A 26,377-nucleotide genomic window follows, 5' to 3' on the forward strand; every position below is an offset into this window, starting at 1 on the left:
TCCCTCATTCTCCTGCTCCTCCGTGCAGACTCTGCACCGGGTGGGCGGTGAGCTGCTGCACACCGCTCGGGTCCCCGCCCAACCAGTCCACCGCCGCGTAGGCGCTCGCGATGCAGGCGGGGATGCCGACGCCGTCGTACTGCGCGCCGCACACGGCGAGCCCCGGCAGCTTGGCGACGTGCTCCCGGATGCGGGCCACGCGCGCGTGGTGGCCGACCGGGTACTGGGGCAGCCCGTCGGTCCAACGGGTGACGTGGGTCCGCAGGGGCGTGGCGTCGAGGCCGGTGGCCGCCTTCAGGTCCTGCCGGGAGACCTCGACCAGGTGGGCGTCCTCCCGCTGGAGGATCTCCGTCTCGCCGTACCGCCCGACGGAGGTGCGCACCATGACCACGTCGGGGTTCTCCTCGGCGCTCCAGCGCCACTTCCGGAAGGAGAACGTGGACGCCTTGATGGAGCGGCCGTCGACGGGCGGGACGAGGAAGCCGCTGCCGTCGGGGAGGGAGACCTCGCCACGGCGGTAGGCGAGGGTGACCAGGGCCATGGAGGCGTACTCGATGGCGCGCAGCTCGGCGGCGGCCGCGGGCGACTCGGCGGCCAGCAGGCCGGCGGCGACGGGGGCGGGAACGGCGACGACCACGGTGTCGGCGTGCAGGACGCGGTCGCCGGCCGTCACGCGCCAGCCTCCGCCGGCCTCCCGGCGCAGCTCCGTCGCCGGACGGCCGGACAGGATCTCGCCGCCGTGCGCGGTGACGGAGTCCGCGACCGCGTGGGCCAGGGTGCCGACGCCGCCCTCGATGCCCATGAACACGGGCCCGGTCTGCCGGTTCGCGGCGGCCTTGGCCTGGATCTCGCGGACGGCCTCGGTCAGCGAGTCGTGCCTGCGGGCCACCTCGAAGAGCTGCGGGACGGTCGAGCGCATCGAGAGGCGGTAGGCGTCGCCGGCGTAGACCCCGCCCAGCAGGGGCTCGACGACACGGTCGACGACCTCACGGCCGAGGCGCGCCGCCACGTACTCCCCGACCGCGACGTCGTCCCCGGTCTCCGTGCGGGGCAGGTCGGCGTCGCGCCCGACGCGGGCGAGGCCCTCGTCGGACAGGACGCCGGTCAGGGCGTCGGCGGTGCCGGGGACGCCCATGACGTGGCCCTTGGGCATGGGGCGCAGGGCGCCGCGGGTCCAGATCGAGGCGGCCGCGGTGGCGGGCGGCTGGAGGCGGTCGCCGAGGCCCACCTCGCGCGCGAGGTCGACCGCCTCGGGGCGGCGGGCCAGCATCGACTCGGCGCCCAGGTCGAAGCGGACGCCCTCCATCTCGGCGACCTGGAGCTTGCCGCCGAGCCTGCGGGCCGCCTCCAGGACGGTGACGCGCGCCCCGCGCGTCACCAGCCGGTGCGCCGCGGCCAGTCCCGCGATCCCGGCTCCGACGACGACGACCTGCCCGGTACTGCTGGTACGTGCTGCGCTCATGGCTCCACCTTCTCAGACGCGACCGACCGTCACGCCAGGGCCGTGTGGCCCTGCCGAGTCCGGACCGTGACCGCTTCGGAACCGGATCGGCCCAACGTCGCGGCGGGTCCTGGCGTCGAAGAAGCAACAGCCGTTCCACGACCCTCGGGGGGTACGCCCACATGCGCACACGACGATCCGTACGACCACTCCACGCCCTGGCGGGACTCCTGCTCGCCGCGGCGGTCGCGCTCACCGGATGCAGCGGCGGGGCCGACATGTCGGGCGGCAGCTCCGGGGCGAACGACAAGGCCGCCGCCGGGGACGCCGGCGCCGCCGAGGCCGCCAGGGAGGGCGCCGGCGCGAGCGGCTCCCGACCGAGCGCGGCGCCGGCCCTGCCGGTGAACCGCATCATCCGCACCGCGTCCTTGACCGTGCAGGTCAAGAACGTGCTCAAGGCCCTCGACGAGGCCCGCGCCACCACCGAGAACGCGGGCGGCTACGTCGGCGACGAGACCACCACCCGCGACGAGGAGGGCGTCGAGCACACCCGGGTCGTCCTGCGCGTTCCGGTCGAGAAGTACGACGACGTCCTCACCGGCCTCCAGGGCGCGGGCAGGCTGCTGGAGCGCACGGCGAAGGCGCAGGACGTCACCGACCAGGTCGTCGACGTCGAGAGCCGCATCACCTCGCAGCGCGCCAGTGTCGCCCGCCTCCGCGAGCTGATGGACCAGGCCACCCGGCTCAGCGACGTCGTCACCCTGGAGGGCGAGCTGAGCCGGCGGGAGGCCGACCTGGAGGCGCTGCTCGCCCGGCAGGCGTCCCTGAAGGACCGCACCAGCATGGCCACCATCACGCTGACCCTCGCCGAGAAGCCGGTGGAGAAGAAGACGGAGGAGGAGGACGACCCAGGGTTCCTGGACGCGCTCGCGGGCGGCTGGGACGCGCTCGTGACGACGCTGCGCTGGATCGCCGTCGTGTTCGGCGCGGTGCTGCCGTTCGCCGCGGTGGCCCTCGTGCTCGTCCTGGCGTGGCTGCGGCTGCTCCGGGGCCGGCGCCGGACCGGGCCGGGCGAGCCCGAGGAGGACTGAAATGCCGCCCGCCCGTAGCGTGTTCGCATGAGCATGAGCGAGAGCGTGCGCCGCGGGCACGCCGGGCGGGAGCGGCTGGTCGTGATCGGCGGGGACGCCGCGGGCATGTCCGCGGCGTCCCAGGCCCGTCGGTCGAAGGGGCCCGAGGAACTGGAGATCGTGGCCTTCGAGCGCGGCCACTTCACGTCCTACTCCGCCTGCGGCATCCCGTACTGGGTGGGCGGCGACGTCCCCGAACGGGACGATCTGATCGCACGCACACCGCGGGAACACGGTGCGCGCGGGATCCAGGTGAGGCTGCGCACGGAGGTCACCGAGATCGACCCGGCCCGGCAGGAGGTACGCGCGCGTGACGTCGATTCCGGGGCCGAGTCCCGGACGGCGTACGACAAGCTCGTCATCGCGACCGGGGCCCGTCCGATCCGGCCGGACATGCCGGGGGTCGACGCCGAGGGCGTGCACGGGGTGCAGACCCTGGACGACGGGCAGGAACTGCTCGACACGCTCACGCGCGCGCGGGGCAGGCGCGCGGTGGTCGTGGGCGCGGGCTACATCGGCGTGGAGATGGCCGAGGCGCTCATCAAGCGCGGCTTCCTGGTGACGGTCGTCAACCGGGGCAGCGAGCCGATGTCGACGCTCGACCCGGACATGGGCCGGCTGGTGCACGAGGCCATGGAGGGCCTCGGCATCACCATGGTGAACGACGCCGAGGTCACCAAGCTGCTCACCGGCCAGGACGGCCGCGTACGGGCGGTCGTCACCCAGGACGCCGAATACCCGGCGGACGTGGTGGTCCTCGGTATCGGCGTCCGCCCGGAGACCACGCTCGCCGCAGCCGCCGGCCTGCCCCTGGGCGCGCACGGCGGCCTCCTCACCGACCGGGCGATGCGGGTGCGCGGTCACGAGAACATCTGGGCGGGCGGCGACTGCGTGGAGGTCCTCGACCTGGTCTCCGGCCAGGAACGCCACATCGCCCTCGGTACCCACGCCAACAAGCACGGCCAGGTCATCGGCACCAACGTCGGCGGTGGCTACGCCACCTTCCCCGGCGTCGTCGGCACGGCCGTCAGCAAGGTCTGCGACCTCGAGATCGCCCGCACGGGCCTGCGCGAGAAGGACGCGCGCAGGGTGGGCCTCCGGTACGAGACGGTCACCGTCGAGTCGACCAGCCGTGCCGGCTACTACCCGGGCGCCTCCCCCATGACGGTCAAGATGCTCGCCGAGCACCGGACGGGCCGCCTCCTCGGCGTCCAGATCGTCGGCAGGGAGGGCGCGGGCAAACGCGTCGACATCGCGGCGGTGGCCCTGACGGCCGGCATGACGGTGGAAGAGATGACGGCCCTGGACCTGGGCTATGCCCCGCCGTTCAGCCCCGTGTGGGACCCGGTACTGGTGGCGGCGAGAAAGGCGGCGGCGAAGGTGCGCGGCGTGTAGCGGCGCGGCGGGGCGGCTCGTCCGAGGGGCGGGGAACCGTGCGACCAGCCACAGTCGTCCCGCACCCCGCACCCCGCACTCCCCCGCAGCCCGCAGCCCGCAGCCCGCAGCCCGCAGCCCGCGGTTGTGCTACGCCGTCCCGCTGAGCCTCGGCAAGGAGGACACCGCGGCCGCGGCGGGCTGCTCCGCCGGCTTCGCGTGGGCGGCCGCCGCCGGCCGCGACCGCAGCCGGTGGCTGACGGCCTCGTCGAGCGTCACCGGCCGCTGCATCTGCGAGGCGAGCCGCCCCGCCTCCTGGCCGAGCCGCGCCACGTCCTCCCAGGGGAGACGGATCACGAGCGCGATCTCCGCCTCACCGTCGGGCGTGGCATGCATCGGGGGAGTAACCCGGTCGTTCATCGCTGTTCCTCACGTCGTCCCCGCGACCCGCCTTCCCCGGACCACGGGCGGTTGCCGAGACATACGCGGGGCCGCGGCGCCGCGTTCAGCGCGTCCACCGATTCGCCGAACGGATCGAGGGCAGTACTTCCTTGTGGTCATCCCCGTCCATGACGTGAATCCCGCGCGCCGTACCCCGGTGGTGACGTACGCGCTGATCGCCGTGAACGTCTTCGTGTTCCTCTTCATGCCCGGCCTGTCCGGCTCGGTGGCCGGTGACAGCACCCTGGCGCAGACCTGCCATCTGCACGCGTTCCTGGAGCACTACGCGGCCGTGCCACGCGAGTTGATACACGATCAGCTGCCCCGGCTCGTGCCCACGGGCGAGGTGCGGGCCGGGGGCTGTGCGCTGGGTCCGCCGGGCTACGACAAGTCCCCGGCGCTGAGCGTCCTCAGCGCGATGTTCCTGCACGGCGGCTGGCTGCACCTGCTGGGCAACATGCTGTTCCTGCTGATCTTCGGCAACAACATCGAGGACCGCATGGGCCACGTCCGTTTCGCGCTGTTCTACGTCGCCTGCGGCTACGCGGCGTCGTACGGCTTCGCGCTGCTGAACGCCGACTCGGCCGACCCGCTGATCGGCGCGTCGGGGGCGATCGCGGGGGTGCTGGGCGCCTATCTGGTGCTGTACCCGAAGGCCAGGGTCTGGGTCCTCGTGCCGTTCCTGGTCTTCCTGCCGCTCCGGCTGCCGGCCTGGATGGTGCTGGGCTTCTGGTTCGCGCTCCAGGCGGTGTACTCGTCCGGCGAGGGCGTCTCCGACGTGGGCACCGTGGCGTACGCGGCGCACATCGTGGGCTTCCTCGCGGGCATGCTGCTCGCCTGGCCGCTCAAGCCGGGCACGCCCCCGCCGCCGGAGCCGCGCGGCCTGCTCTTCGGCAGGCGGGCCCGGCCGGGCTGGTGAGCGGCCCGGACGCGCCGGGCCGCCCGTCGTGCGCGCCCTGCCCGGGCTGAATCGTGCACGCGGTCACCGGCGCCGCAGCGGACCGGGCCCGTCGGCCACCACCGCCGACACCACCTCGGCCTCCGGTCGCGCACTCCGGCCGGGCCGGGGCGGGCGGACCGGTGTCAGCGGGCCGTCCGCGTGTGGACGTACTCCACGAGCCGGGTCAGCGCGTCCGGGTCGGTGGACGGCATGACGCCGTGGCCGAGGTTGAAGACGTGGCCCTCCAGACCGGCGGCCGCGTCCAGCACCTCGCGGGTCTTCGTCTCGACCGCCTCGGGGGTGGAGAACAGGACGGTCGGGTCGAGGTTGCCCTGGAGCGCCTTGCCGGGGCCGACCCGGCGGGCGGCCTCGTCGAGCGGGACCCGCCAGTCGACGCCGACGACGTCCGCGCCGGCCTCGCCCATCAGTTTCAGCAGCTCGCCGGTGCCGACGCCGAAGTGGATGCGCGGGACGCCGTACCCGGCGACGGCCTCGAAGACCTTCGCCGAGGCGGGCATCACCGAGCGGCGGTAGTCGGCCGGGGCGAGGGCGCCGACCCAGGAGTCGAACAGCTGGACCGCGCTGGCGCCCGCCTCGATCTGCACCTTCAGGAACGCGGCCGTGATCTCCGCGAGGCGGTCGAGCAGGTCGGCCCACAGCTCGGGGTCGCCGTACATCATCGCCTTGGCGTTCTCGTACGTGCGCGAAGGGCCCCCCTCGACGAGATAGCTCGCGAGGGTGAAGGGGGCCCCCGCGAAGCCGATGAGGGGGGTGGCGCCGAGCTCGCGGGTCAGCAGGCCGATCGCCTCGGTGACGTAGGAGACGTCCTCGGGGGTGAGGTCACGCAGCCGGGCCAGGTCGGCGCGGGTGCGGACGGGCTGCTCGACGACCGGGCCGACGCCCGGCTTGATGTCGAGGTCGATGCCGATGGCCTTGAGCGGGACGACGATGTCGCTGAAGAAGATCGCCGCGTCCACCCCGTGCCGGCGCACCGGCTGGAGCGTGATCTCGGTGACCAGCTCGGGCCGCATGCAGGACTCGAGCATCGGAATGCCCTCGCGCACCTTCCGGTACTCCGGCAGGGAGCGCCCGGCCTGCCGCATGAACCACACGGGCGTGTGCGGCACGGGTTCACGCCTGCACGCCTTCAGGAAGGGGCTGTCGTACGTCGCTGTCGGCTGCTGGCCCGTGGGGCTTGCGTTGGCACTCACGACGGCAAGTCTCGCACGCCGTCGCGGCCGGTGGAGCCGCCCCCTGCCGGGCCCGCGGGCGTGCGCGTGTTCGCGCAGCGCGCACCCGCCGGGGGCCCGCGCACGGGTGTCTTGCCCTGCGCGAAGCCCCCGTTCCCCTTAATCTTCCCCGCATGGCTGCGGCTCAGGGACGACTGTCGGACGGCACGGACGGAATGGACGACGCGAACGAGGAGGACCGGGATGGGAGCAGGTCGGCTCCGGTGCCCTTCCGGGCCGCCGTCGACGCGCTGAGGGCCGCCCGGCTGCGGCCGCAGATCGAGGTGGAGCCGACGCCGGCCCCGCAGCGGCTCGCCCCGTTCGCGTACGCGCTGGAGGCGACGGTCGTGGACGGCGACCAGGACCTGGCCGACGGCCGGCTGGTCCTGCTGCACGACCCGGCCGGGCACGAGGCCTGGCACGGCACCTTCCGGCTGGTGACCCTGATCCGCGCCGACCTGGAGTCCGAGATGGCCGTCGACCCGCTGCTGCCGGAGGTGTGCTGGTCCTGGCTGACGGGTGCGCTCCAGGCGCGCGGCCTGGCGTACGGCGAGCCCAGCGGGACCGTGACGCGCGCGAGTTCGCACTACTTCGGCGGGCTGGCGGAGCGGCCGGCGGCCTCGCAGATCGAGATCCGGGCCTCCTGGACGCCCCGGGAGGGCCTGGGCGGGGTGCCGGACACGGCGGCGCATCTGGCGTCCTGGTGCGATCTGCTGGCCCAGGTCGCGGGGCTGCCGCCGGCCGGCCCGGGGGACGCGTCGGTGGTGACGCTGCCGCAGCGGCGGGGGCCGCAGCCGCACTGACCGGAGCACGCCGACCGCAGACCCCACCCACCACAGACGCGCTTGCCTCAGCCCCACTCACCGCAGGCCCGCTGACCTCGGCCCCACGCACGGCAGACCCGCTTGTCACAGGCGCGCCGACCGCAGTCGCGCTGCCCGTACCGCGTGCCCTTGCCGCGTGCCCGTGGCGCGCGCCCGTGTCCGTGCCGGCTTCCGTGCCCGGGCCGGTGCCGGCCGTCCCTTTCGCGTGCCCGTGTCCGTCCCTGATCCCGTCGGCTCCCTCATTTGGCCGTCTCCGTGACCGTCTCTTTGTCGATACGGCCACTTTCGATCTCATAAGACACCCACTCAAACCGACTCGATCTTCGGATGATCGATCGCGTGTCCGAATTGCACAGATTGTTACTCACTAGATCGTGATCGTTCTCTAAAGGACGCCGCGTTCGCTGCCGAAGACGTCTGTGACCTTGAAAGCACGGTTCGTCCCGGCTGCATCCCCACTGGCCCCACGAACCGCCCCCCCCGTCCCGCACCCCAGGAGGCCTGGTGTCCGTTCTCCTCGAGCAGCCCGCAAGCCTGGTCGCCTACCGCCCGAACAAGCCCACCGCCATGGTGGTCGTGGCCGATCCCCGCGTCCGCTCCACCGTCACCCGCCATCTGTGGGCGCTCGGTGTGCGCGATGTCATCGAGGCCTCGTCCATCGCGGAGGCTCGTCCCCGCATCGGCAACCCCCGCGACATCTGCGTCGCCGACGTCCACCTGCCCGACGGCTCCGGTCTCACCCTCTTGTCGGAGACCCGCGCCGCGGGCTGGCCCAACGGGCTGGCCCTCTCCGCCGCCGACGACATCGGCGCCGTGCGCAACGCCCTCGCGGGCGGCGTCAAGGGCTACGTCGTCACCGGCACCCGCACCAACGTCGGGCTCCCCACCCGGCCCGGTGCCGCCCCCATCGGCGCGGCCGCCGCCCGCCTCCACCGCCGCCCCCCGGGTGCCCCGAGCCACCCGGGCGGCTACCGCGAGCTGTCCGGCCGCGAGGTGGAGGTGCTGCGGCTGGTCGCCGAAGGCCAGTCGAACAAGGCCATCGGCGTCTCGATGGGCCTGTCCGCGCTGACCGTCAAGAGCCACCTCGCGCGCATCGCCCGCAAGCTCGGCACGGGCGACCGTGCCGGCATGGTCGCGGTCGCCCTGCGCACCGGCATCATCCACTGACCCCCTCGCGAGCCGCCTCGCCGATCCCCGTACGAGCCGCCCGGCCTGTCCCCGCCCCACCGCCACGCCCATACTCCGCCCGCACCCCGTCCGAGCCCCCGCACGCACCCGCGAAGACCCCGTCGGGACCGTCCGTCCCGGCCGTCCACCGGTATGACTGGATTACGACCCTGCGGCGCCCGCCGACGGAACGTTCCGTCGGCGGGCGCCGTCCATACACGGATACCCTTGACAGGTGACCGACGCCCAAGAAACCGCAGCAGCCAGCTCACTGCGAACCACCGGGGGCGCCCCTCCGGACGACGACGGATCTACTGCTTCCGGGGCGCCGACACCTCTCCTCGAACCGCGCGAGGGCATTCCCGACGTGATCGCCGACGAGGACTCGCTCGCCGAGGTGATCGCGGCCTTCTCCGCCGGTTCCGGCCCCGTCGCCGTCGACGCCGAACGCGCCTCCGGCTACCGCTACGGCCAGCGCGCCTACCTGGTGCAGTTGCGCCGCCAGGGCGCCGGTACCGCGCTGATCGACCCCGTGGCCTGCCCCGACCTCTCCGCCCTGGGCGATGCCCTGTCCGGCGTCGAGTGGGTGCTGCACGCCGCCACCCAGGACCTGCCCTGCCTGCGCGAGATAGGCATGATGCCGACGCGGTTGTTCGACACCGAGCTGGCCGGACGGCTCGCCGGGTTCCCGCGGGTCGGCCTCGGCGCGATGGTCGAGGGCGTCCTCGGCTTCGTCCTCGAGAAGGGGCACTCCGCCGTCGACTGGTCGACCCGGCCACTGCCCGAGCCGTGGCTGCGCTATGCCGCCCTGGACGTCGAGCTGCTGGTCGACCTGCGCGACGCGCTGGAGAAGGAGCTGGACCGGCAGGGCAAGCTGGAGTGGGCCTGCCAGGAGTTCGACGCGATCGCCTCGGCTCCGCCGCCGGAGCCCCGCAAGGACCCCTGGCGCCGTACGTCCGGCATGCACAAGGTGCGCCGGCGGCGGCAGCTCGGCGTCGTGCGGGAGCTGTGGCAGACGCGGGACCGGATCGCCCAGCGACGGGACGTGTCGCCGGGCAAGGTGCTGTCGGACGCGGCCATCGTGGAGGCCGCGCTCTCGCTTCCGGCCAATGTGCACGCGCTCGCCGCGTTGAACGGCTTCGGGCACCGGATGGGGCGGCGGCAGCTGGAGCAGTGGCAGGCGGCGGTCGACCGGGCGAAGGCGCTGAGCGAGGCGCAGCTGCCGCAGCCGGGTCAGCCGGTGGCCGGGCCTCCGCCGCCGCGCGCCTGGGCGGACAAGGATCCGGTGGCGGCCGCCCGGCTGAGTGCGGCGAGGTCGGCTGTCTCGGCGCTGGCCGAGGAGCTGAACATGCCTCAGGAGAACCTCATCGCGCCGGACAGCGTGCGGCGGGTCTGCTGGGAGCCGCCCAACCCCCTCGACGAGGCGTCCGTCGCGGGCCTGCTCACGGGGTACGGCGCACGGCCCTGGCAGGTCGAGCAGGTGACGCCGGTGCTGGTGGCGGCGCTGTCCGCGAAGGGGGACCAGGCCGGGTCCCCGGGATCGTCCCCGGGCCGCGGCCCCGAGTCGGGCTGATCCAAAAGACACGGCCCAGCCGCCGCGGAGCCTCGTCCGCACGGCGGCCGGTGGCCCGCCGTGGCCGGTCTCGCACACGGCGGAGCCGTATGCCGGCGCAGCACCGCGTCCCTCGGGGAGTCACCTGGTCGCCCCTCTCATGAAGCCGTTGTAGATGTACTTCTGCAGCGCCAGGAAGACGATCAAGGTCGGCAGGATCACCAGGACGGCTCCTGCCGAGATCGTTTCCCAGTGGGCGGCGTAGGGGCCCTTGAAGCGGAACAGGGACGTCGAGATCACGCCAAGATCCTGGGAGGGCATGTAGAGGAAGGGGATGTAGAAGTCGTTGTAGACGGCGATCCCCTTCACGATCACGACCGTCGCGATCGCCGGTTTCAGCAGCGGGAAGATGATCTTGCGGTAGATGGTGAAGGCGTTGGCGCCGTCCAGGCGGGCCGCCTCGTCCAGGGAGATCGGGATCGAGCGGACGAACTGCAGGAAGATGTAGATCGACACGATGTCCGTGCCCATGTAGAGGGCGATCGGGGCCCAGCGGGTGTCGAACAGGCCGAAGCCGTGGACGATCTGGAAGGTGGCCACCTGGGTGGTCACACCGGGGACCAGGGCGGCGACCAGGAACAGGGCGACCACCAGTTTCCGGAAGCGGAAGGTGAAGCGGTCGATGGCGTAGGCCGTCATCGAGCCGATGAGGACCGTTCCGCCGACGGAGACCAGCAGGATGAAGGCGGTGTTGCCGAACGCCGTGAGCATGCCGCCGTCCTGGAACGCCGTCACGTAGTTGTCGAAGTTGAGCGGGTCGCGCGGCAGGGTGAGGGCACCGCCGTCGTTCGCCGTCTCGTTCTCGGTCTTGAGGGACGTCAGGAGGACGACGCCGAGCGGGAGCAGGACGACCACCGCCGCGAGGACCAGCGACAGGTACACGAGGGTGCGGGCAACGGCTCGGCGTGTCATACGAGGTCCACCCTGTCGTCGGGGACGAGGCGTCGCTGCACCCAGGTCACCAGCAGGATGATCAGCAGCAGCACGACGGCCGCCGCCGAGGCGAGCCCCGTCTTGTTGAACTGGAAGGCCAGCTTCACGGTCTGGATCACGAACGTCTCGGTGCCGGTCGCCCCGCCGGTCATGATGTACGGGATCTCGAAGGCCGAGAGGGAGCCGGAGATCGAGAGGATCACCGTCAGGGTCAGCACCGGTTTGATGCCGGGCAGGATGATGTACCGGAACTGGTGCCAGCGGGTCGCGCCGTCCAGCTCCGACGCCTCGTACAGGTCCCCCGGGATGGACTGGATCGCGCCGAGGAACAGGACGAAGTTCATGCCCAGGTAGCGCCAGACGGAGACGCCGGCGAGCGAGGTGTTCGCGGAGAACGGCGTGCCCAGCCAGGCGTGGTCGGTCTGGTGTCCGAAGAGGCCGAGCACCGTGTCGAGGGTGCCGCCGTCCTGGAAGAAGTAGAGGAAGACGAAGCCGATCGCGACGCCGTTGACCAGGGACGGGAAGAAGAGGACGCCCTTGAAGAAGTTCCGGAAGCGGATGTCGAAGCTGAGGATCGTCGCGAAGTACAGCGCGGCGACGATCTGGATCACCGAGGCGGCCAGGTAGTAACCGCTGACGAAGAACACCTGGAAGAGGTCCTCCCGGGTGAAGATCTCCGCGTAGTTCTCGGCGCCCGTGTAGTGCAGTCCGGGGCTCACGCCGTCCCAGTCGGTGAAGCTGTACGCGACCATGTTGGCGATCGGCGCGTAGGTGAAGGTGATCAGGAGGGCGAGCGGGCCGAGCAGGAACAGCCACGGCGTCACGGTCCGCCAGGCACGTGCCCGGCCTGGGGCCGGCCGGGGGGCGGCGGGCTCCGGGGCCGGCGCCACGGCCCCGGAGCCCGCCTTCTCGGTGGTGTCCGTCATCAGTCGCCCACGTTCTTCCGGGTCTCGGTCCACTTCTTGCCGAGGCCGGCCAGGAAGTCGTCCAGGCTGCCCTTCTTGGCGCCGCGCGCGAGGTCGACCAGGTCCTGCCGGTACTCGGGCTTGTAGATGCCGACCTCGGACTCGTCGTCGATCAGCTTGACCTTCGCGCCCGCCGAGTCGTCCAGCTCGATCAGCTTCACGCCCGCGTCCTCGTACGGCTTCAGCACCGTGGGCATCGGGGCGTCCTTGAGCGGGGAGATCGCCAGGTTGTCCCGGTCGTAGCCGGACTTGTCGGTGAACCAGTCGATCCAGGCGCGGGCCGCCTCCTTGTGCTCCGAGTGGATGTTCACGGCCTGGTTGTAGTCGGGGCCGATGGTCGCGCAGAACCTGCCGTCGGTCTGGGCCGGGAAGGGCATGAAGCCGATGTCGTCCGGGTTGACGCCGGCCTTCTTCGCGGCGTCCTGGAACTGGACGATCGCCCAGGTGCCGAGCCACTGTGTGGCGATCTCGCCCTTCGCCAACTGGGGCTTGGACAGCTCCCAGTTGGTGGTCGTCGGGTCCTTCTCGGCGAGGCCCTGGTGCACGATGTCGTACAGCAGCCGGTCGCCGACGCGCAGCTCGGAGTCCTTCGCCCACGGGTCGCCCTCGGCGAGCTTCGTGGTGGCGTGCGGATCGCAGTGGACGGAGCCGTTGACGTACGTCCACGAGGTCAGCGGCCACTGGGCGGCGAAGTTGGTGTAGTAGGGGATCGCGTCCGTCTTGTCCTTGATGGCCTTCAGACCGGCGAGGAACTCGGCCGGGGTGGCCGGCCACTCGGTGACGCCGGCCTCCCGCCAGACCCTCTTGTTGTAGACGAAGCCGGGCATCACACCGACCGGGCTCTGACCGTAGACCTTGCCGTCGACGGTGGTGAAGTCGGTGAAGCGGTACTTCTTTCCGCGTTCGGCCTCGGTGCCGAGGGAGGCGAAGAACTTCGGGTAGTCGTCCTTCTTGATCACCGCCGGGATGAGGAGGACGTCGCCGTAGTCCTCCGTGTTCATCCGGATCTTGATCTCGGCCTCGTAGTTGGTGAGTGCCTGGAACTCGACCTTCACCTTGGGATAGGTCTTGTTGAACTCGGCGGCGTACTTCTTCATCGTGCCGTTCTGCACGAGGTCGGTGCGCACGGTCAGGACCGTGATGTCTCCGCTCACCTGGGAGGGGTCGTCGGGCGCCTCGGCCTCCGCGCCCTTCGAGGTGCCTGCGGTGCCGGTGCAGCCAGGGAGCAGCAGGGCGGCTCCCGCGACCAGGGCGAGGACTGTACGGCGGTTCATGTGCATCAGCTCCGTTCACGGGACGGACGAGCACGTGCGGGGTGGTCGGACACGTTCGGGTTGGCTGATTCGGCACTCTGACAGCGCTTTCTCAACCGGTAAAGTCCCAATCCCGCCAAGGATGAAGAGATGGCGCTCAGTGCTGGGTTGACCGGTTTAGGGAGTGCGCATGCTGGAGGCGACACCGCTCACCGACGGATGGATCCTGCGGCACGGGCAGGAGGCGCTCCCGGCCGTGGTTCCGGGCTGCGTGCACACCGACCTGCTCGCGGCGGGGGTGATCCCGGACCCGTTCCTCGGCCGCAACGAGACCGAGGTCGCGTGGGTGGGGCGGCGGGAGTGGACGTACGAGACCCGGTTGCCGGACGGGGTGTCCGGGCACGAGCAGACGGACCTGGTCTTCGACGGGCTCGACACGGCCGCCGAGATCCTTCTGGGCGGTCAGCCGCTCGGCCGGGTGCGGAACATGCACCGCTCCCACCGCTTCGACGTGACCGGCATGAGCGGACCCCTGACCGTCCGGTTCCGCTCCGCCTACGCCGAGGCGGAGGCCGTGCGCGGACGGCTCGGCGAGCGGCCGGCCGCGTACACCGAGCCGTACCAGTACATCCGCAAGATGGCCTGCTCCTTCGGCTGGGACTGGGGGCCGACCCTGGTGACGGCCGGTATCTGGCGGCCGGTGCGGCTGGAGCGCTGGTCGACGGCGCGCATCGCCCGGGTGCGCCCGCTCGTCACCGTCGAACAGGGTGTCGGGGTCGTGGAGTTGCACGTCGACGTGGAGCGGACCCGGGTGGAGGCCGCGCTCACCCTGGAGGCCCGGGTGGACGGCCGGCGGGTGCGGGCCGAGGTCGGGGGGACGCGCGGCGTCGTCCGGGTGGAGGTGCCGCAGGCGCGGCTGTGGTGGCCTCGGGGGTACGGCGACCAGCCGCTGTACGACGTCGAGCTGACGCTGCACCACGGGAACGCGCCGCTGGACGTGTGGCGGCGGCGCGTCGGCTTCCGCAGTGCCGTGCTGGACACCTCCCCCGACGCGCACGGCACCGGGTTCACCCTCGTCGTCAACGGGGAGCGGCTCTTCGCGCGGGGCGTGAACTGGATCCCCGACGACGTCTTCCCCTCCCGCGTGACCCCGGAGCGCTACCGGGAGCGGCTGGGGCAGGCGGCCGACGCCGGCGTGGATCTCGTGCGGGTCTGGGGCGGCGGGATCTACGAGAGCGAGGACTTCTACGACGCCTGCGACGAGCTGGGGCTGCTGGTCTGGCAGGACTTCCCGTTCGCGTGCGCGGCCTACCCCGAGGAGCAGCCGCTGCGGGGCGAGGTGGAGGCGGAGGCCCGGGAGAACGTCGTACGGCTGATGCCGCACCCGTCGCTGGTGCTGTGGAACGGGAACAACGAGAATCTGTGGGGGTTCCGGGACTGGGGCTGGGAGGAGCGGCTCGGCGGGGACTCGTGGGGGGAGGGGTACTACCTGGGTCTGCTGCCGAGGGTGGTGGCCGAGCTGGATCCGACACGGTCGTACACGGCGGGCAGTCCCTGGTCGGGGTCGTGGCGGCACCATCCCAACGATCCGGCGCACGGGACGCACCACTCGTGGGAGGTGTGGAACCGGCGGGACTACGCCGACTACCGGCTCGACGTGCCGCGGTTCGTGGCCGAGTTCGGCTGGCAGGCGCCGCCCGCGTACGCCACGCTGCGGCGGGCGCTGCCCGGGGAGGAGCTCGCGGCCGACTCCCCCGGTGTGCTGCACCACCAGAAGGCCGAGGACGGCAACGGCAAGCTGCGGCGGGGGCTCGAGAGACACTTCGCCTTCCCCGAGGGGGACTTCGACCGCTGGCACTACCTCACCCAGGTGAACCAGGCCCGTGCGGTGGCCGCCGGGATCGAGTACTGGCGCTCGCTGTGGCCGGTGTGCGCGGGCACGGTCGTCTGGCAGCTCAACGACTGCTGGCCGGTGACGTCCTGGGCGGCGATCGACGGCGACGGGCGGGAGAAGCCGCTGTACCACGAGCTGCGGCGGCTGTACGCCGACCGGTTGCTCACGTTGCGACAGCGGGACGGGGAGCTGGTGCTGGCGGCCGTCAACCAGTCCGGTGAGCGGTGGACGGGCACGCTGTCGCTGCGGCGGATGTCCGTCGGGGGGGAGGTGATCGACGCGGCCGACCTCGATCTCGCGGCCGGGGCGCGGGAGGTGGCCGAGGTGCGGGTGCCGGCGGAGCTGGTACCGGCCGGGGCGAAGGAGTTCCTGGTGGCCGACGCGTGGGGGTCCCCCCGCTCGAGCGGAGCCGAGAGTGCGGAAGGGCTGCGGGCCGTGTACTTCCCCGTGCCGGACCGGGAGATCGCGTATCCCCGGCCGGAGTTCGAGGTGACGGTCGTACCGGGGGGTGTCGAGGTGAGCGCCCGCACCCTGGTACGGGACCTGCTCCTCCAGGCCGACCGGCTGGATCCGGGGGCGCGGGCCGACCGGGGGCTCGTCACCCTGCTTCCCGGCGAACGGGTGACCATCGGGGTCGAGGGCTGGCAGACTCCGGACGCCGCCGCCGCCCGCGCCGCGCTCTACTGCCAGGAGCCCGCTCGATGACTGCCTCCCCGTCGTCCCGCGTCACCATCAAGGACGTCGCCGCGCGCGCCGGCGTGTCCAAGGGGGCCGTCTCGCTCGCCTTCAACCGCAAGCCGGGGCTGTCGGAGGCGACCCGGGACCGGATCTTCGCGGCGGCGCGGGAACTGGGCTGGGAACCGAACCTGACCGCGCGTTCGCTGTCGAGCTCGCGGGTGGACGTGGTGGGGCTCGCGATCTGCCGGCCGGCCCGGATGCTGGGCCTGGAGCCGTTCTACATGGAGTTCGTCTCCGGGGTGGAGAGCGTGCTGACCGAGCACTCCTGCTCGCTGCTGCTGCGCCTGGTGCGCAACCTCGACGAGGAGGTCGGGCTCCAGGAGTCGTGGTGGCGGGGGCGGCAGATCGGCGGGTCGATCCTGGTGGACTTCCGGGCCGACGATCCCCGGGTGGCGGCGGTCGAGCGGCTGGCGATGCCGGTGGTGGCCGTGGGTCACCCCTCGCTGACCGGGAGCCTGCCGTCCGTGTGGACGGACGACGCCACCGCCGTGACGGAGGCCGTGCGGTATCTCGCCGCGCTGGGGCATCGCCGTGTCGCACGGGTCGGGGGTGCCGCCGCGCTCGGGCACACGGCGATCCGGACGGCCGCGTTCGACCAGGCGGCGCGGAGCCTGGGGCTGGCCGGGGCGCGGCAGGTCGCGACGGACTACTCCGGGGAGGCGGGGGCGCGGGCGACCCGGTCGATGCTGACCGCCGCCCCGCCCGACCGGCCGACGGCGATCGTCTACGACAACGACATCATGGCCGTGGCGGGGTTGTCGGTGGCGGCCGAGATGGGGCTGTCGGTGCCGCGGGACGTGTCCCTGCTGGCCTGGGACGACTCCCAGCTGTGCCGGCTGACCCATCCGACGCTGTCCGCGATGAGCCATGACGTGTTCGGGTTCGGCGCGGAGGCGGCGCGGACGCTGTTCGGGGTGATCACGGGAGAGGGGCCGGGGTCGCATCCGGTGCCGACGCCGGTGCTGACTCCGCGGGGGTCGACGGCGCCTCCGAACGTGTGACATTCGCCGCTCCGCCGGGTAGGACTGTGCAGCTACGTTACCCACAAGTAGCATGGGTTCTGAGCGCGCGCTCAGCGCATCGCAGCAGTGCCATCCCGCACCCTGGAGGAGAGCCATCGTGCCTCGTACCGTCAGGGACGTCGTCTTCGTAGACGGCGTCCGTACCCCGTTCGGCAAGGCGGGCCCGAAGGGCATCTACCACGAGACCCGCGCCGACGACCTCGTCGTGAAGGCGATCCGGGAGCTGCTGCGCCGCAACCCCGGTCTCGACCCGAAGAAGATCGACGAGGTCGCCATCGCCGCGACCACGCAGATCGGTGACCAGGGCCTGACCATCGGCCGCACCGCCGGCATCCTGGCCGGGCTGCCCCAGTCGGTCCCGGGTTACTCCATCGACCGTATGTGCGCCGGTGCCCTGACCGCCGTCACCACGGTCGCCGGTTCCGTCGCCTTCGGCGCGTACGACATCGCCGTCGCGGGCGGTGTCGAGCACATGGGCCGTCACCCGATGGGCGAGGGCGTCGACCCGAACCCGCGGTTCGTCAGCGAGAAGCTGGTCGACGAGTCCGCCCTGTTCATGGGCATGACCGCGGAGAACCTGCACGACCGCTACCCGCAGATCACCAAGCTGCGCGCCGACGAGTACGCCGTGCGCTCGCAGGAGAAGGCCGCCAAGGCGTACGCCAACGGCAAGATCCAGGCCGACCTGGTGCCGATCTCGGTGCGTCGCACGAACCCCGAGGGCGGCGAGACGGGCTGGGGCCTGGTCACCGCCGACGAGCCGATGCGCCCGGGCACGACCCTGGAGAACCTCCAGGGCCTGAAGACCCCGTTCCGTGTGCACGGCCGGGTCACGGCGGGCAACGCGGCCGGTCTGAACGACGGCGCCACCGCCTCCCTCATCGCGTCCGAGGACTTCGCGCGCGAGAACGACCTGCCGGTGAAGATGCGCCTGGTCTCCTACGCCTTCGCGGGCGTGGAGCCGGAGGTCATGGGCTACGGCCCGATCCCGGCCACGGAGAAGGCCCTCGCGCAGGCGGGACTCGGCATCTCCGACATCGGTCTGTTCGAGATCAACGAGGCCTTCGCCGTCCAGGTCCTGGCCTTCCTGGACCACTACGGCATCGCGGACGACGACGAGCGCGTCAACCAGTACGGCGGCGCCATCGCCTTCGGTCACCCGCTGGCCTCCTCCGGCGTCCGTCTGATGACGCAGCTGGCCCGCCAGTTCGAGGAGCAGCCGCACGTCCGCTACGGCCTGACCACCATGTGCGTCGGCTTCGGCATGGGCGCGACGGTCATCTGGGAGAACCCGCACTTCGAGGGGGACAAGTGAGCACCACCGCTGAGCTGCTGAAGGGTGCGGCCGAGCTGTTCCCGGACGAGGTCGTCACCCAGGCGCACGTACGCCACCTGGACCTGCCGTCCAACGCCGGGCGCTTCGCCCTGATCACGCTGGACAACGGCTTCGACCACACCAAGCCGACCACCTTCGGCCCGCAGTCCCTCGCGAACCTCAACACCGCGATCGACCAGGTCGAGAAGGAGGCCGCGGACGGCACGATCGTCGGCGTCGGCATCACCGGCAAGCCGTTCATCTTCGCCGTCGGCGCCGACCTCAAGGGCGTCGAGCTGCTGAAGGAGCACAAGGACGCGCTCGCCATCGGCAAGGGCGGCCACGAGGTCTTCAAGCGCCTCGCGGGCCTCGCGGTCCCGACCTTCGCGTACTACAACGGCGCGGCCATGGGCGGCGGCGTCGAGGTCGGCCTGCACTGCACCTACCGCACGGTCTCCGCGGCCCTGCCGGCCTTCTCGCTCCCCGAGGTCTTCCTCGGTCTGGTCCCGGGCTGGGGCGGCTGCACGCTGCTGCCGAACCTGATCGGCGCCGACAAGGCCGTCTCGGTGATCATCGAGAACTCGCTCAACCAGAACAAGCAGCTCAAGGGCGCGCAGGTCTACGACCTCGGCATCGCCGACGCGCTGTTCGAGGGCGCGGACTTCCTGGAGCAGTCGCTGATCTGGACGGCGTCCGTCCTCAAGGGCGAGATCGTCGTCGACCGTCCGGTGATCGACCGCGGCGAGGCCTGGGACCAGGCCGTCGCCAAGGGCCGCTTCATCGCCGACAGCAAGGTGCACGGCGCGGCCCCGGCCGCCTACCGCGCCCTCGACATCATCGCCACCGCCAAGAACGGCGACCTCCAGCAGGGCTACGACGCCGAGGACAAGGCGCTCGCCGACCTGATCATGGGCGGTGAACTGCGCGCGGGCATCTACGCCTTCAACCTGGTGCAGAAGCGCGGCAAGCGTCCGGCCGGCGCCCCGGACAAGTCGCTGGCCCGTCCGGTCACCAAGGTCGGCGTCGTCGGCGCCGGTCTGATGGCCTCCCAGCTCGCGCTGCTGTTCCTGCGCCGCCTCGAGGTGCCGGTCGTGCTGACCGACATCGACCAGGAGCGCGTCGACAAGGGTGTGGGCTACGTCCACGCCGAGATCGACAAGCTGCTCGGCAAGGGCCGCATCAACCAGGACAAGGCCAACCGCCTGAAGGCGCTGGTCTCCGGTGTCCTGGACAAGGCGGAGGGCTTCGCGGACGCGGACTTCGTCATCGAGGCCGTGTTCGAGGAGATCGGCGTCAAGCAGCAGGTGTTCGCGGAGGTCGAGGCGGTCGCCCCGGCGCACGCCATCTTCGCCACCAACACCTCCTCCCTCTCGGTCAGCGAGATGGCGTCGAAGCTGAAGCACCCCGAGCGGGTCGTGGGCTTCCACTTCTTCAACCCGGTCGCCGTCCTGCCGCTGCTCGAGATCGTGCGCGGTGAGCAGACCGACGACGCGTCGCTCGCCACGGCGTTCGCCGTCGCCAAGAAGCTGAAGAAGACGGCGGTTCTGGTGAAGGACGCCCCGGCGTTCGTCGTGAACCGCATCCTCACCCGCTTCATGGGCGAGGTGCAGAACGTCATCGACGAGGGCACCCCGGTCGAGGTCGCGGAGAAGGCGGTGGAGCCCCTGGGCCTGCCGATGTCCCCGCTGGTCCTGCTGGAGCTGGTCGGCCCGGCCATCGGCCTGCACGTCTCCGAGACGCTCAACAGGGCGTTCCCGGACCGCTTCACGGTCTCCCCGAACCTCAAGGCGGTCGTCGAGGCGGGCAAGCGCGGCTTCTACGTCTACGACAGCGGCAAGCCCGAGCTGGACCCGGAGGTCGCCGCGCTGCTGAAGCAGGGCGACACCGTCCTCACCGAGGAGCAGGTGCGGGCGCGCGTCCTGGAGGCGGTGGCGCAGGAGATCGGGCTCATGCTCGACGAGGGAGTCGTCGCCGAGGCCCAGGACATCGACCTCTGCCTGATCACCGGTGCCGGCTGGCCCTTCCACCTGGGCGGCATCACGCCGTACCTGGACCGCGAGGGCGTGTCGGAGCGGGTGAACGGCAAGAAGTTCCTGGCTCCGGGCGTGGCGTCGGTTCCGGCGTAACACCCCTGCGCAGCAGGTGAAGAGGGCCTCCGCGGTGTGCGGAGGCCCTCTTCCTCATGCGGCCGTCTCGGTGCCGGTCCGCTGCTCCGCCGCTTCGAGGCGGGCCCTCAGCTCGGCGTTCTCCGCCTCCAGCACGGCGATCCGCTTGCGGGCGAAGTACAGCTCCATCACGGCGTCGTGGAACTCGGAGATGAGTTCCTCGGTGGTCAGTTGCACCCTCGTCCTCCCTTACGCCGGCGCCAGCTGGGTGACCGTGCCGCTGCCGCCCTTCCAGAACAGCTTGCCGTCCTGGGCGTACAGGGAGCCGCCACCGGCCGCTGCGGGCGCGTTGCTCGGTACGGCCGCGACGTTCGCGAGCCGCACCGCGCCCTCGGCGAGGATGGCGGACGGGGCGTCGCCCGTCGCCACCACGTGCAGCTGGGACTGGGGCGTGGCACCGCGGGCGATGCCGATGCCGGTCCGGCCCGTGCCCTTGACGACGAGGTCCTCCACGCCCGGGTTGTTCCGCAGGACGAGCAGGGCGCCCTTGGTCGGGCCGTCGGTCGCGGTGACGAAGATGCCCTGCGCGGCGGTACCCGAGGTCCGGAGGTCGATCGAGAGGCCGGAGGACCCGGGGTCGGAGCCGTCGGCGTACCCCATGTGCGAGATCTTCAGCGTCCCGCGCGAGGTCTCCTTGCCGGTCAGGTACATGGCCGAGGTGGCCGGGTTGTCCGAGGTGACGTTCAGCGCCGCGGTGTCCCCGGAGGGCGCCTTGTGGTTGATGGTGACCGTGTGCGCCGTCGTCGACGTCCCGTAGAACTGGGCCGGCGAGGTGTACAGGGTGTACTCGCTGTCGGCGGCCGCGGCCTCCGAGCCCGCGGCGACGGTGACCGCGCCGGCGGTGAAGGCACCGAGGAACACTCTTCGTCCCACTGCCATGGATGAACCCGCTTTCCGTGTCGTCGATTGGTTCCGCTGGTCCCGCCGAAGCGGTGCGGGGATCATGTGATCATCCCTCACGAGATGAGCACAATGGAGTTCCAGCCGCTGAGTCCGACGGTGGTGCGGGGGCCGTCCACGGGGTGGCCCGACGCGTTGGTCCCGCCCGCGTAGAACACCAGCGTTCCCGTGCCCGAGTCGGTGGTGGCCCACAGGTCGGCGACGCCGTTGCCGTCCGCGTCGGCGGCACCGGCGAGCAGCGGTCGGTTGGTGGTGCCGTAGCCGTGGCCGTACTCGGTGCGGGCGTCGAGGCCGCCGTCGGACTGGCCGCGGTAGAGCCAGAGCTGGCCCGTCGCGGTGTCGCGGGCGAGCAGGTCGGGGCGGCCGTCGCCGTCGGCGTCACCCGGTGCGGTGAGGGTCATGGCGTCCCAGCCGCGCAGCCCGGTCAGGACCGGTGCCGTCACGCGCGGGCGGGCGGTGGGGTCGGCGGCGTACAGCCACAGCCGGTCGTCGTGGGTGACGGCCAGGTCGGGATGACCGTCGCCGCTGGCGTCACCGACGGCGACGACCCGGGCGTCGGCCGGCAGACCGGTGCCGATCACGGTCGGTGAACCCAGGCTTCCGTCGCCCTTGTTGGGGTAGACCCGCAGCTCCGTGCCGACCCGGGCGACGATGTCCTCGCGGCCGTCGCCGGTGAAGTCGCCGCGGTGGGTGACCGAGGCGGTCAGCCAGCCGCCGGTGCCGATGACGGTGTGGCCGCCGCTGACGGCGCCGGTGCCGAGGCCGGTGTACAGGCGGAGCTTGCCCGCGCTGTCCACGGCGACCAGGTCGGGCCTGCCGTCACCGGTCAGGTCGCCGGGGACCGGGGCCCCGCGGAAGGTGCCGACGACCGGGGCGTGGTCGGAGTAGCCGTCGGGTTCGACGCCCGGCTCGTTCGGCGTCCGGTCCATGCGGGCGGTGTCCACCGCGCAGCCGGTGAACCGGGTTCCGTAGGAGGGCCGGGTGACGAGGAGGTGGTCCAGCTTGTGGTACGTGTGCTGCTGGGTGGCGCTGTCCCAGCCGTGGTACGTGTACGCGTCGAGGCAGCGCTCCGTCGTCGACATCAGTGGCGTGAGGGCCGGGGCCGCCGCGTCGCGGTTGAGGTCGCCGCCGAGGATGGTGTCGCCGGGGGCGTGCTGGTCCAGGAACTTCCGGACGTTCCGCGCCTGTTGGGCGGCTCGGGTCTCGTCGTTGGGGATGAGGTGGGTGGTGCAGGGGGTGGTGGCCCAGCCGGCCACGGTGACGCACAGGACGGGCAGGGTGCTCAGGTCGGTGCCGGCCGGGTCCAGGGTGTTCTCGGCGACGGACGCGGTGATCGTGCCCTTCACCGCGATCAGGATGCCCAGTTCGCCGGTGAGTCCGGCCCGGCAGTCGGTGCGGCCGTCGGGGCGGGCACCGACGGCGTGCCGGATCGACCAGCCGGCGCCCAGGCGCTGTCGCAGCAGGTCCATGTGGCTGCCGGGCTCGGTGCCGCCGCAGACCTCCTGGAGCATCACCACGTCGGCGTCCCGCTCCGCGGCCACCTGCGCGACCTGCTCGATCTTCGTCGCGGGGTCGTTGCGGTAGGGGCAGTGGCCGACCTGTCCGCGCAGGCCGCCGGCCTCGCCGCAGATGTTCCAGGAGACGACCGTCAGCTCCGGTACGGAGACGGCGGGTTCCGCGGCGCGGGCGGTGGGCGTCACGCAGAGGGCCGCGAGGCAGGCGGCGAGTGCGGCCGCGGCGCGCAGGGCCCTCACTGGATCACGTCCGCCGCGGCGCGCTGGTGCCAGAAGTTGAGGCGGTAGGCGTCGTACACGGTGGAGTCGTGGTACTTCAGCAGGGCCTCGTCGTTGCCCACCAGGGCGCTCCTGGTGTACGTGTGGCTGCCGGTCCACACGATCTTCTGGTCGGCGACGCCGTTGTACGTCCCCTCCACCAGCAGGTACTTGGTGTGGCTGGACGTGCCGTCGACGTCCGCGTTCAGCCGGTGCAGGGCGATGCCGCCGTAGGCGGTGGGGGTCGTGAGCGTGTCGACGACCTGGCCCGAGTACATCTCGTCGAGGAGGCTGTACACGACGTCGACGTAACAGCCCGCGTTGTCCAGCTCCCAGAGCTTCTGGGCGACCGCGGGCCGGGTGATGTGGTGCATGGCGACGCGGATCACGGTGCGGCCGTCGGTGGTGCCGTATCCGGTGGAGTTGCCGTGGCACGCGGCGTGGGTGCCGACCGGGTCGTCCACGGTGTTGAGGATGTTGACGACCGGGTCCGTGGTGGCGCGGGGGAAGAGGTAGAGCTTGGCGACGCCCGCCTGGGTGGCGACGGGGTGGTCGGTGACCGGTGGGATCTCCCCGCTGCCCGTGGCCCGCAGGGCCTCGAAGTAGTCGGCGTAGGCCGTGTGGAGGGCGCTGTTGCCCGTGACGACCATCGCGTCGTTCCAGGACTTCTTGGTGTCCCACTCCGTCAGGTTGGCGGAGGCCTGCACGACGACGTCCCGCACCGGGGTGCCGGTGCCGGTCGCGGTCCCGGTGGTCTCGCTGAACAGGAAGAACTTGTTGTGGTTGACGGTGTTCGCGCTCTGCGACAGACAGGCCCTGCCGGCCGGGCAGGTGAGGACCCAGGAGGCGGCCGTGGTGTCGGTGCCGAGCGCGTTCACCAGCGTGGTGTACGCCGTGCTGGTGCTGTCGGAGTCGACGATCACCTGGACCGAGACGCCCCGGCCGGCGGCCTTGACCAGCTCGCCGGCCAGCCACTGGGAGTGGAGGAGGTAGAGCGACAGTTTGATCCCGGAGCCGGCGGGGGCGCCCTGCACCAGCCTGCCGATCTTCGTGAGGATCGCGTTCTGGGCGGTGGTGTCACCGGTCGGGTCGTTGAAGACGGGGCCGGTCGTGACCGCCGGCGCGTCCTCGGCGCTCGCCGTGGCGGGCAGGGCGGTCACCGCGACCGCCAGGGCCGCGGCGAGCCAGGTACGTGCTCTCAAGTAGGGCTCCTTCTCGGGGCGTTGCCGGGGCTGGGCAGGGCAGCGGACAGCCGCCCGCTCTCGGTACCCGGAGTCGGCCACCGGCCGTTCGCTTCGTCGCGTCGGAGGGGTGGCCGACCACCGTGTTCTCCGGGACGGGGGGTGGTCGAGCCGCCGCCGTCCAGGTCGGGGGCGTCCGTCGCGCCGAGACGTCACGCGCTCACCGCCCCCTCTTCCCCTGGTTCAGAGGGCCGCGCGCCGCGCTCGCCCTGTGATCATCCCGACCACGGGCGCATATTATGCGTTCGTTTTACTTTTACCCATCCCTTACGAAGACTCCGGGAGAGGCCGCCATGGGGGGACAAAAGCGGGCGTTCACCCGCCTGTTGAGGGGGATCGGCACCGGACTCGCCCTCTGCGCGGCCCTGCTGCTTCCCGCCACCGCGCACGCCGACGAACTGGATCCGGCCACCGCTCCCCCCGTCCGCTCGCTCACGTACAACGTGTGCGGCGCCTACCACGTCTGCCGGAGCGACCTCGACACCGCGACCTGGACCCAGCGGATGGTCGAGCAGATCCGGGCCTGGGACGCCGACACCGTGCTGCTTCAGGAGCTGTGCCTGGGTCAGTGGACCGCGCTGCGGGACGCGTTGCCCGGATACAGCGCGGTGTGGACCAGCCCGGCCACGGCGAGCGGCTGCGCGAAGTGGGCGGCCGACGGCAGCACCCGCTTCGGACTCGGCGTGCTGGTCAGGACCGACTCGGTCGAGCGGTACGTCGCCAACCTGACCGTCCCGGAGGGTCAGGAACCCCGTTCCGTACTGTGCGCGAAGGGTCCCGTCGACGGCCGGCCCACCCTGGCGTGCACCACCCACCTCGCCCAGTACATCCAGCCCGACAACGGCTCCGCCGAGGCCCTCGCCCACATCGACCGCTGGGCCCTCGGGCTGCCGGTCGTCCTGGGCGGCGACTTCAACGCCGCCCCGGACTACCCCGCCCTGGACCCGGTCCGTACCGGGCTGCCCGGCACCGGACGGTTCGCCGAGGTCGACGAGAACGACAGGGACTGGTTCACCGACGCCTGCCTGACCGCGGGCAGCGGCGAGTGCCGTTCCGGCGAGCCGACCGTGGACGTCGCCGGCACGCCCAAGAAGTTCGACCACGTCTTCGTCACCGCCGGCGACTTCTACGGCGTCCGCGGCGACGTCGTCGACCCCGGCCTGTCCGACCACCGGCTGCTGCGCGGCGCCGCGTACCCCGAGCCGCGCCCCGGCTCCGGTGTGCCGGGCGATCTCACGAACGACGGCCGGCCCGACCTGGTGGCCGTCCAGAACGAGGGCGACCTGCGGCTGTACTCCGGGCTCGGCGACGGCCCGGTCGCCGTCCCCCACCGGCAGATCGGCACCGGCGGCTGGACGAACGCCCTGGTCACCCACCGGGGCGACTGGACCGGCGACGGACGGGAGGACCTCGTCGTCCGCCTCGCCGACCGGCTGTGGGTCTACCCGAACACCGGCAGCGGCGCGCTCGGCACCCGTGTCGCCATGGGCGGACGGCCCACCGGCTGGACCGGGGCCACCGCCGTGCTCAGCGCGGGTGACCTGAACCGCGACGGGACGCCCGACCTCGTCGTCCGCGACGCGGGCGGCCTGTGGCTGTACCCCGGCGACCCGGCCGCCACCGCGCCCGCCCTGTCGACCGCCGCGCCCGTGCGGCTGGGCGCCGGCGACTGGAGCGGCCTCGACGTCCTCGCGCCCGGCGACACCGACGGCGACGGCTCCCCCGACCTGTGGGCCCGCGACCGGGCCACCGGCACCCTGTGGCTGCACCCGAACACCGGGACGGGAACGCTCGGCACGCGCCGGGCGGTGGCGGGCGGCACCTGGCCGGCCGCCGACCGGCCGCTGCTGACCGCGGGCGACGTCGACCGGGACGGCCGGGCCGACCTGTGGGCGACGACGAACGCGGGCACCGCGAGCGCGCTGCTGTTCCACCCCGGCACGGACACGGGGATCGGGGCGCCGGTCACCGTGGGGTCGGGCGGCTGGCAGTGGATCCTGCGGATGGCGTGAGCACCCCGC

At 72.1% G+C, this 26,377-nt stretch carries 21 protein-coding genes; 11 read left to right on the plus strand and 10 right to left on the minus strand.

Annotation, left to right across the window (positions count from 1 at the left end):
- Nucleotides 1-4: 4 nt before the first annotated feature.
- Nucleotides 5-1,462 (minus strand): protoporphyrinogen oxidase, encoded by a 1,458-nt coding sequence (gene hemG, locus ACF1A1_RS27470; protein ID WP_392003589.1) that lies wholly within the window; start codon nt 1,460-1,462, stop codon nt 5-7.
- A gap of 161 nt (nt 1,463-1,623) precedes the next feature.
- On the opposite strand from hemG, the gene ACF1A1_RS27475 reads away from it, so the two are divergent.
- Both ACF1A1_RS27475 and ACF1A1_RS27480 read left to right on the plus strand, forming a co-directional pair.
- Complete coding sequence (locus ACF1A1_RS27475; protein WP_392003590.1) at nt 1,624-2,532, plus strand: DUF4349 domain-containing protein; 909 nt, start codon at nt 1,624-1,626, stop codon at nt 2,530-2,532.
- A gap of 33 nt (nt 2,533-2,565) precedes the next feature.
- Nucleotides 2,566-3,966 (plus strand): FAD-dependent oxidoreductase, encoded by a 1,401-nt coding sequence (locus ACF1A1_RS27480; protein WP_392003757.1) that lies wholly within the window; start codon nt 2,566-2,568, stop codon nt 3,964-3,966.
- 129 nt (nt 3,967-4,095) lie between these two features.
- On the opposite strand, the gene ACF1A1_RS27485 is transcribed toward ACF1A1_RS27480, so the two are convergent.
- Complete coding sequence (locus ACF1A1_RS27485) at nt 4,096-4,365, minus strand: hypothetical protein (protein WP_392003591.1); 270 nt, start codon at nt 4,363-4,365, stop codon at nt 4,096-4,098.
- A 133-nt stretch (nt 4,366-4,498) separates the two neighbouring features.
- Between ACF1A1_RS27485 and ACF1A1_RS27490 the strand changes: the two genes are divergently transcribed.
- Nucleotides 4,499-5,305: a rhomboid family intramembrane serine protease gene (locus ACF1A1_RS27490; RefSeq protein ID WP_392003593.1), complete on the plus strand. Its 807-nt coding sequence runs from the start codon at nt 4,499-4,501 to the stop codon at nt 5,303-5,305.
- A 164-nt stretch (nt 5,306-5,469) separates the two neighbouring features.
- On the opposite strand, the gene hemE is transcribed toward ACF1A1_RS27490, so the two are convergent.
- A complete protein-coding gene (gene hemE / locus ACF1A1_RS27495) occupies nt 5,470-6,537 on the minus strand; it encodes a uroporphyrinogen decarboxylase (protein ID WP_392003594.1) in 1,068 nt (355 codons plus the stop codon).
- 194 nt (nt 6,538-6,731) lie between these two features.
- Between hemE and ACF1A1_RS27500 the strand changes: the two genes are divergently transcribed.
- The 3 genes from ACF1A1_RS27500 to ACF1A1_RS27510 all read left to right on the plus strand — a co-directional run bounded on the left by ACF1A1_RS27500 (nt 6,732) and on the right by ACF1A1_RS27510 (nt 10,119).
- Nucleotides 6,732-7,358: a DUF3000 domain-containing protein gene (locus ACF1A1_RS27500; protein ID WP_392003758.1), complete on the plus strand. Its 627-nt coding sequence runs from the start codon at nt 6,732-6,734 to the stop codon at nt 7,356-7,358.
- A 525-nt stretch (nt 7,359-7,883) separates the two neighbouring features.
- Entirely contained in the window at nt 7,884-8,546 is a 663-nt protein-coding gene (locus ACF1A1_RS27505; RefSeq protein WP_003993737.1) for a response regulator transcription factor, read from the plus strand.
- A gap of 235 nt (nt 8,547-8,781) precedes the next feature.
- Nucleotides 8,782-10,119 (plus strand): ribonuclease D, encoded by a 1,338-nt coding sequence (locus tag ACF1A1_RS27510; RefSeq protein WP_392003596.1) that lies wholly within the window; start codon nt 8,782-8,784, stop codon nt 10,117-10,119.
- A gap of 120 nt (nt 10,120-10,239) precedes the next feature.
- On the opposite strand, the gene ACF1A1_RS27515 is transcribed toward ACF1A1_RS27510, so the two are convergent.
- The 3 genes from ACF1A1_RS27515 to ACF1A1_RS27525 are packed head-to-tail and all read right to left on the minus strand — an operon-like array spanning nt 10,240 to nt 13,330.
- Entirely contained in the window at nt 10,240-11,070 is an 831-nt protein-coding gene (locus ACF1A1_RS27515; protein WP_392003598.1) for a carbohydrate ABC transporter permease, read from the minus strand.
- Complete coding sequence (locus ACF1A1_RS27520) at nt 11,067-12,017, minus strand: carbohydrate ABC transporter permease (protein ID WP_392003600.1); 951 nt, start codon at nt 12,015-12,017, stop codon at nt 11,067-11,069. Before ACF1A1_RS27520 ends, ACF1A1_RS27515 begins: the two co-directional genes overlap by 4 nt.
- Nucleotides 12,017-13,330, minus strand: coding sequence for an extracellular solute-binding protein (locus ACF1A1_RS27525; RefSeq protein ID WP_392003602.1), 1,314 nt, complete (start codon nt 13,328-13,330; stop codon nt 12,017-12,019). Before ACF1A1_RS27525 ends, ACF1A1_RS27520 begins: the two co-directional genes overlap by 1 nt.
- Before the next feature lie 169 nt (nt 13,331-13,499).
- Between ACF1A1_RS27525 and ACF1A1_RS27530 the strand changes: the two genes are divergently transcribed.
- The 4 genes from ACF1A1_RS27530 to ACF1A1_RS27545 all read left to right on the plus strand — a co-directional run bounded on the left by ACF1A1_RS27530 (nt 13,500) and on the right by ACF1A1_RS27545 (nt 20,404).
- Complete coding sequence (locus tag ACF1A1_RS27530) at nt 13,500-15,908, plus strand: glycoside hydrolase family 2 protein (protein ID WP_392003603.1); 2,409 nt, start codon at nt 13,500-13,502, stop codon at nt 15,906-15,908.
- Nucleotides 15,905-16,942, plus strand: a complete 1,038-nt coding sequence (locus ACF1A1_RS27535) for a LacI family DNA-binding transcriptional regulator (RefSeq protein ID WP_392003605.1) — start codon at nt 15,905-15,907, stop codon at nt 16,940-16,942. The genes ACF1A1_RS27530 and ACF1A1_RS27535 overlap by 4 nt, the downstream gene beginning before the upstream one ends.
- Nucleotides 16,943-17,060: 118 nt before the next feature.
- Nucleotides 17,061-18,278 carry a thiolase family protein gene (locus ACF1A1_RS27540; protein WP_392003607.1) on the plus strand — a complete coding sequence of 406 codons (1,218 nt, stop codon included), beginning with the start codon at nt 17,061-17,063 and terminating at the stop codon, nt 18,276-18,278.
- Nucleotides 18,275-20,404, plus strand: a complete 2,130-nt coding sequence (locus tag ACF1A1_RS27545) for a 3-hydroxyacyl-CoA dehydrogenase NAD-binding domain-containing protein (protein WP_392003609.1) — start codon at nt 18,275-18,277, stop codon at nt 20,402-20,404. The genes ACF1A1_RS27540 and ACF1A1_RS27545 overlap by 4 nt, the downstream gene beginning before the upstream one ends.
- A gap of 54 nt (nt 20,405-20,458) precedes the next feature.
- Here ACF1A1_RS27545 and ACF1A1_RS27550 read toward each other — a convergent pair whose 3' ends face one another.
- The 4 genes from ACF1A1_RS27550 to ACF1A1_RS27565 form a co-directional block, all read right to left on the minus strand.
- Nucleotides 20,459-20,620: a hypothetical protein gene (locus tag ACF1A1_RS27550; RefSeq protein ID WP_392003611.1), complete on the minus strand. Its 162-nt coding sequence runs from the start codon at nt 20,618-20,620 to the stop codon at nt 20,459-20,461.
- A 12-nt stretch (nt 20,621-20,632) separates the two neighbouring features.
- Nucleotides 20,633-21,322 (minus strand): hyaluronoglucosaminidase, encoded by a 690-nt coding sequence (locus ACF1A1_RS27555; protein WP_392003613.1) that lies wholly within the window; start codon nt 21,320-21,322, stop codon nt 20,633-20,635.
- A gap of 77 nt (nt 21,323-21,399) precedes the next feature.
- Entirely contained in the window at nt 21,400-23,097 is a 1,698-nt protein-coding gene (locus ACF1A1_RS27560; protein ID WP_392003615.1) for an FG-GAP-like repeat-containing protein, read from the minus strand.
- Entirely contained in the window at nt 23,094-24,317 is a 1,224-nt protein-coding gene (locus ACF1A1_RS27565; protein WP_392003616.1) for a phospholipase D-like domain-containing protein, read from the minus strand. Before ACF1A1_RS27565 ends, ACF1A1_RS27560 begins: the two co-directional genes overlap by 4 nt.
- 332 nt (nt 24,318-24,649) lie before the next feature.
- On the opposite strand from ACF1A1_RS27565, the gene ACF1A1_RS27570 reads away from it, so the two are divergent.
- Nucleotides 24,650-26,368, plus strand: coding sequence for an FG-GAP-like repeat-containing protein (locus ACF1A1_RS27570; RefSeq protein WP_392003618.1), 1,719 nt, complete (start codon nt 24,650-24,652; stop codon nt 26,366-26,368).
- Nucleotides 26,369-26,377 lie beyond the last annotated feature (9 nt).

This window comes from Streptomyces sp. NPDC014995 (assembly GCF_043080745.1).
GTDB lineage: Bacteria > Actinomycetota > Actinomycetes > Streptomycetales > Streptomycetaceae > Streptomyces.

Bases quoted from the DNA above. Each gene is read 5' to 3' on its own strand.
- ACF1A1_RS27530 (WP_392003603.1), top strand. From the start codon at position 13,500: ATGCTGGAGGCGACACCGCTCACCGACGGATGGATCCTGCGGCACGGG.
- ACF1A1_RS27570 (WP_392003618.1), top strand. From the start codon at position 24,650: ATGGGGGGACAAAAGCGGGCGTTCACCCGCCTGTTGAGGGGGATCGGC.
- ACF1A1_RS27520 (WP_392003600.1), bottom strand. From the start codon at position 12,017: ATGACGGACACCACCGAGAAGGCGGGCTCCGGGGCCGTGGCGCCGGCC.
- ACF1A1_RS27525 (WP_392003602.1), bottom strand. From the start codon at position 13,330: ATGAACCGCCGTACAGTCCTCGCCCTGGTCGCGGGAGCCGCCCTGCTG.
- ACF1A1_RS27500 (WP_392003758.1), top strand. From the start codon at position 6,732: ATGGACGACGCGAACGAGGAGGACCGGGATGGGAGCAGGTCGGCTCCG.
- ACF1A1_RS27535 (WP_392003605.1), top strand. From the start codon at position 15,905: ATGACTGCCTCCCCGTCGTCCCGCGTCACCATCAAGGACGTCGCCGCG.
- ACF1A1_RS27515 (WP_392003598.1), bottom strand. From the start codon at position 11,070: ATGACACGCCGAGCCGTTGCCCGCACCCTCGTGTACCTGTCGCTGGTC.
- ACF1A1_RS27555 (WP_392003613.1), bottom strand. From the start codon at position 21,322: ATGGCAGTGGGACGAAGAGTGTTCCTCGGTGCCTTCACCGCCGGCGCG.
- ACF1A1_RS27485 (WP_392003591.1), bottom strand. From the start codon at position 4,365: ATGAACGACCGGGTTACTCCCCCGATGCATGCCACGCCCGACGGTGAG.
- ACF1A1_RS27475 (WP_392003590.1), top strand. From the start codon at position 1,624: ATGCGCACACGACGATCCGTACGACCACTCCACGCCCTGGCGGGACTC.
- hemG (WP_392003589.1), bottom strand. From the start codon at position 1,462: ATGAGCGCAGCACGTACCAGCAGTACCGGGCAGGTCGTCGTCGTCGGA.
- ACF1A1_RS27480 (WP_392003757.1), top strand. From the start codon at position 2,566: ATGAGCGAGAGCGTGCGCCGCGGGCACGCCGGGCGGGAGCGGCTGGTC.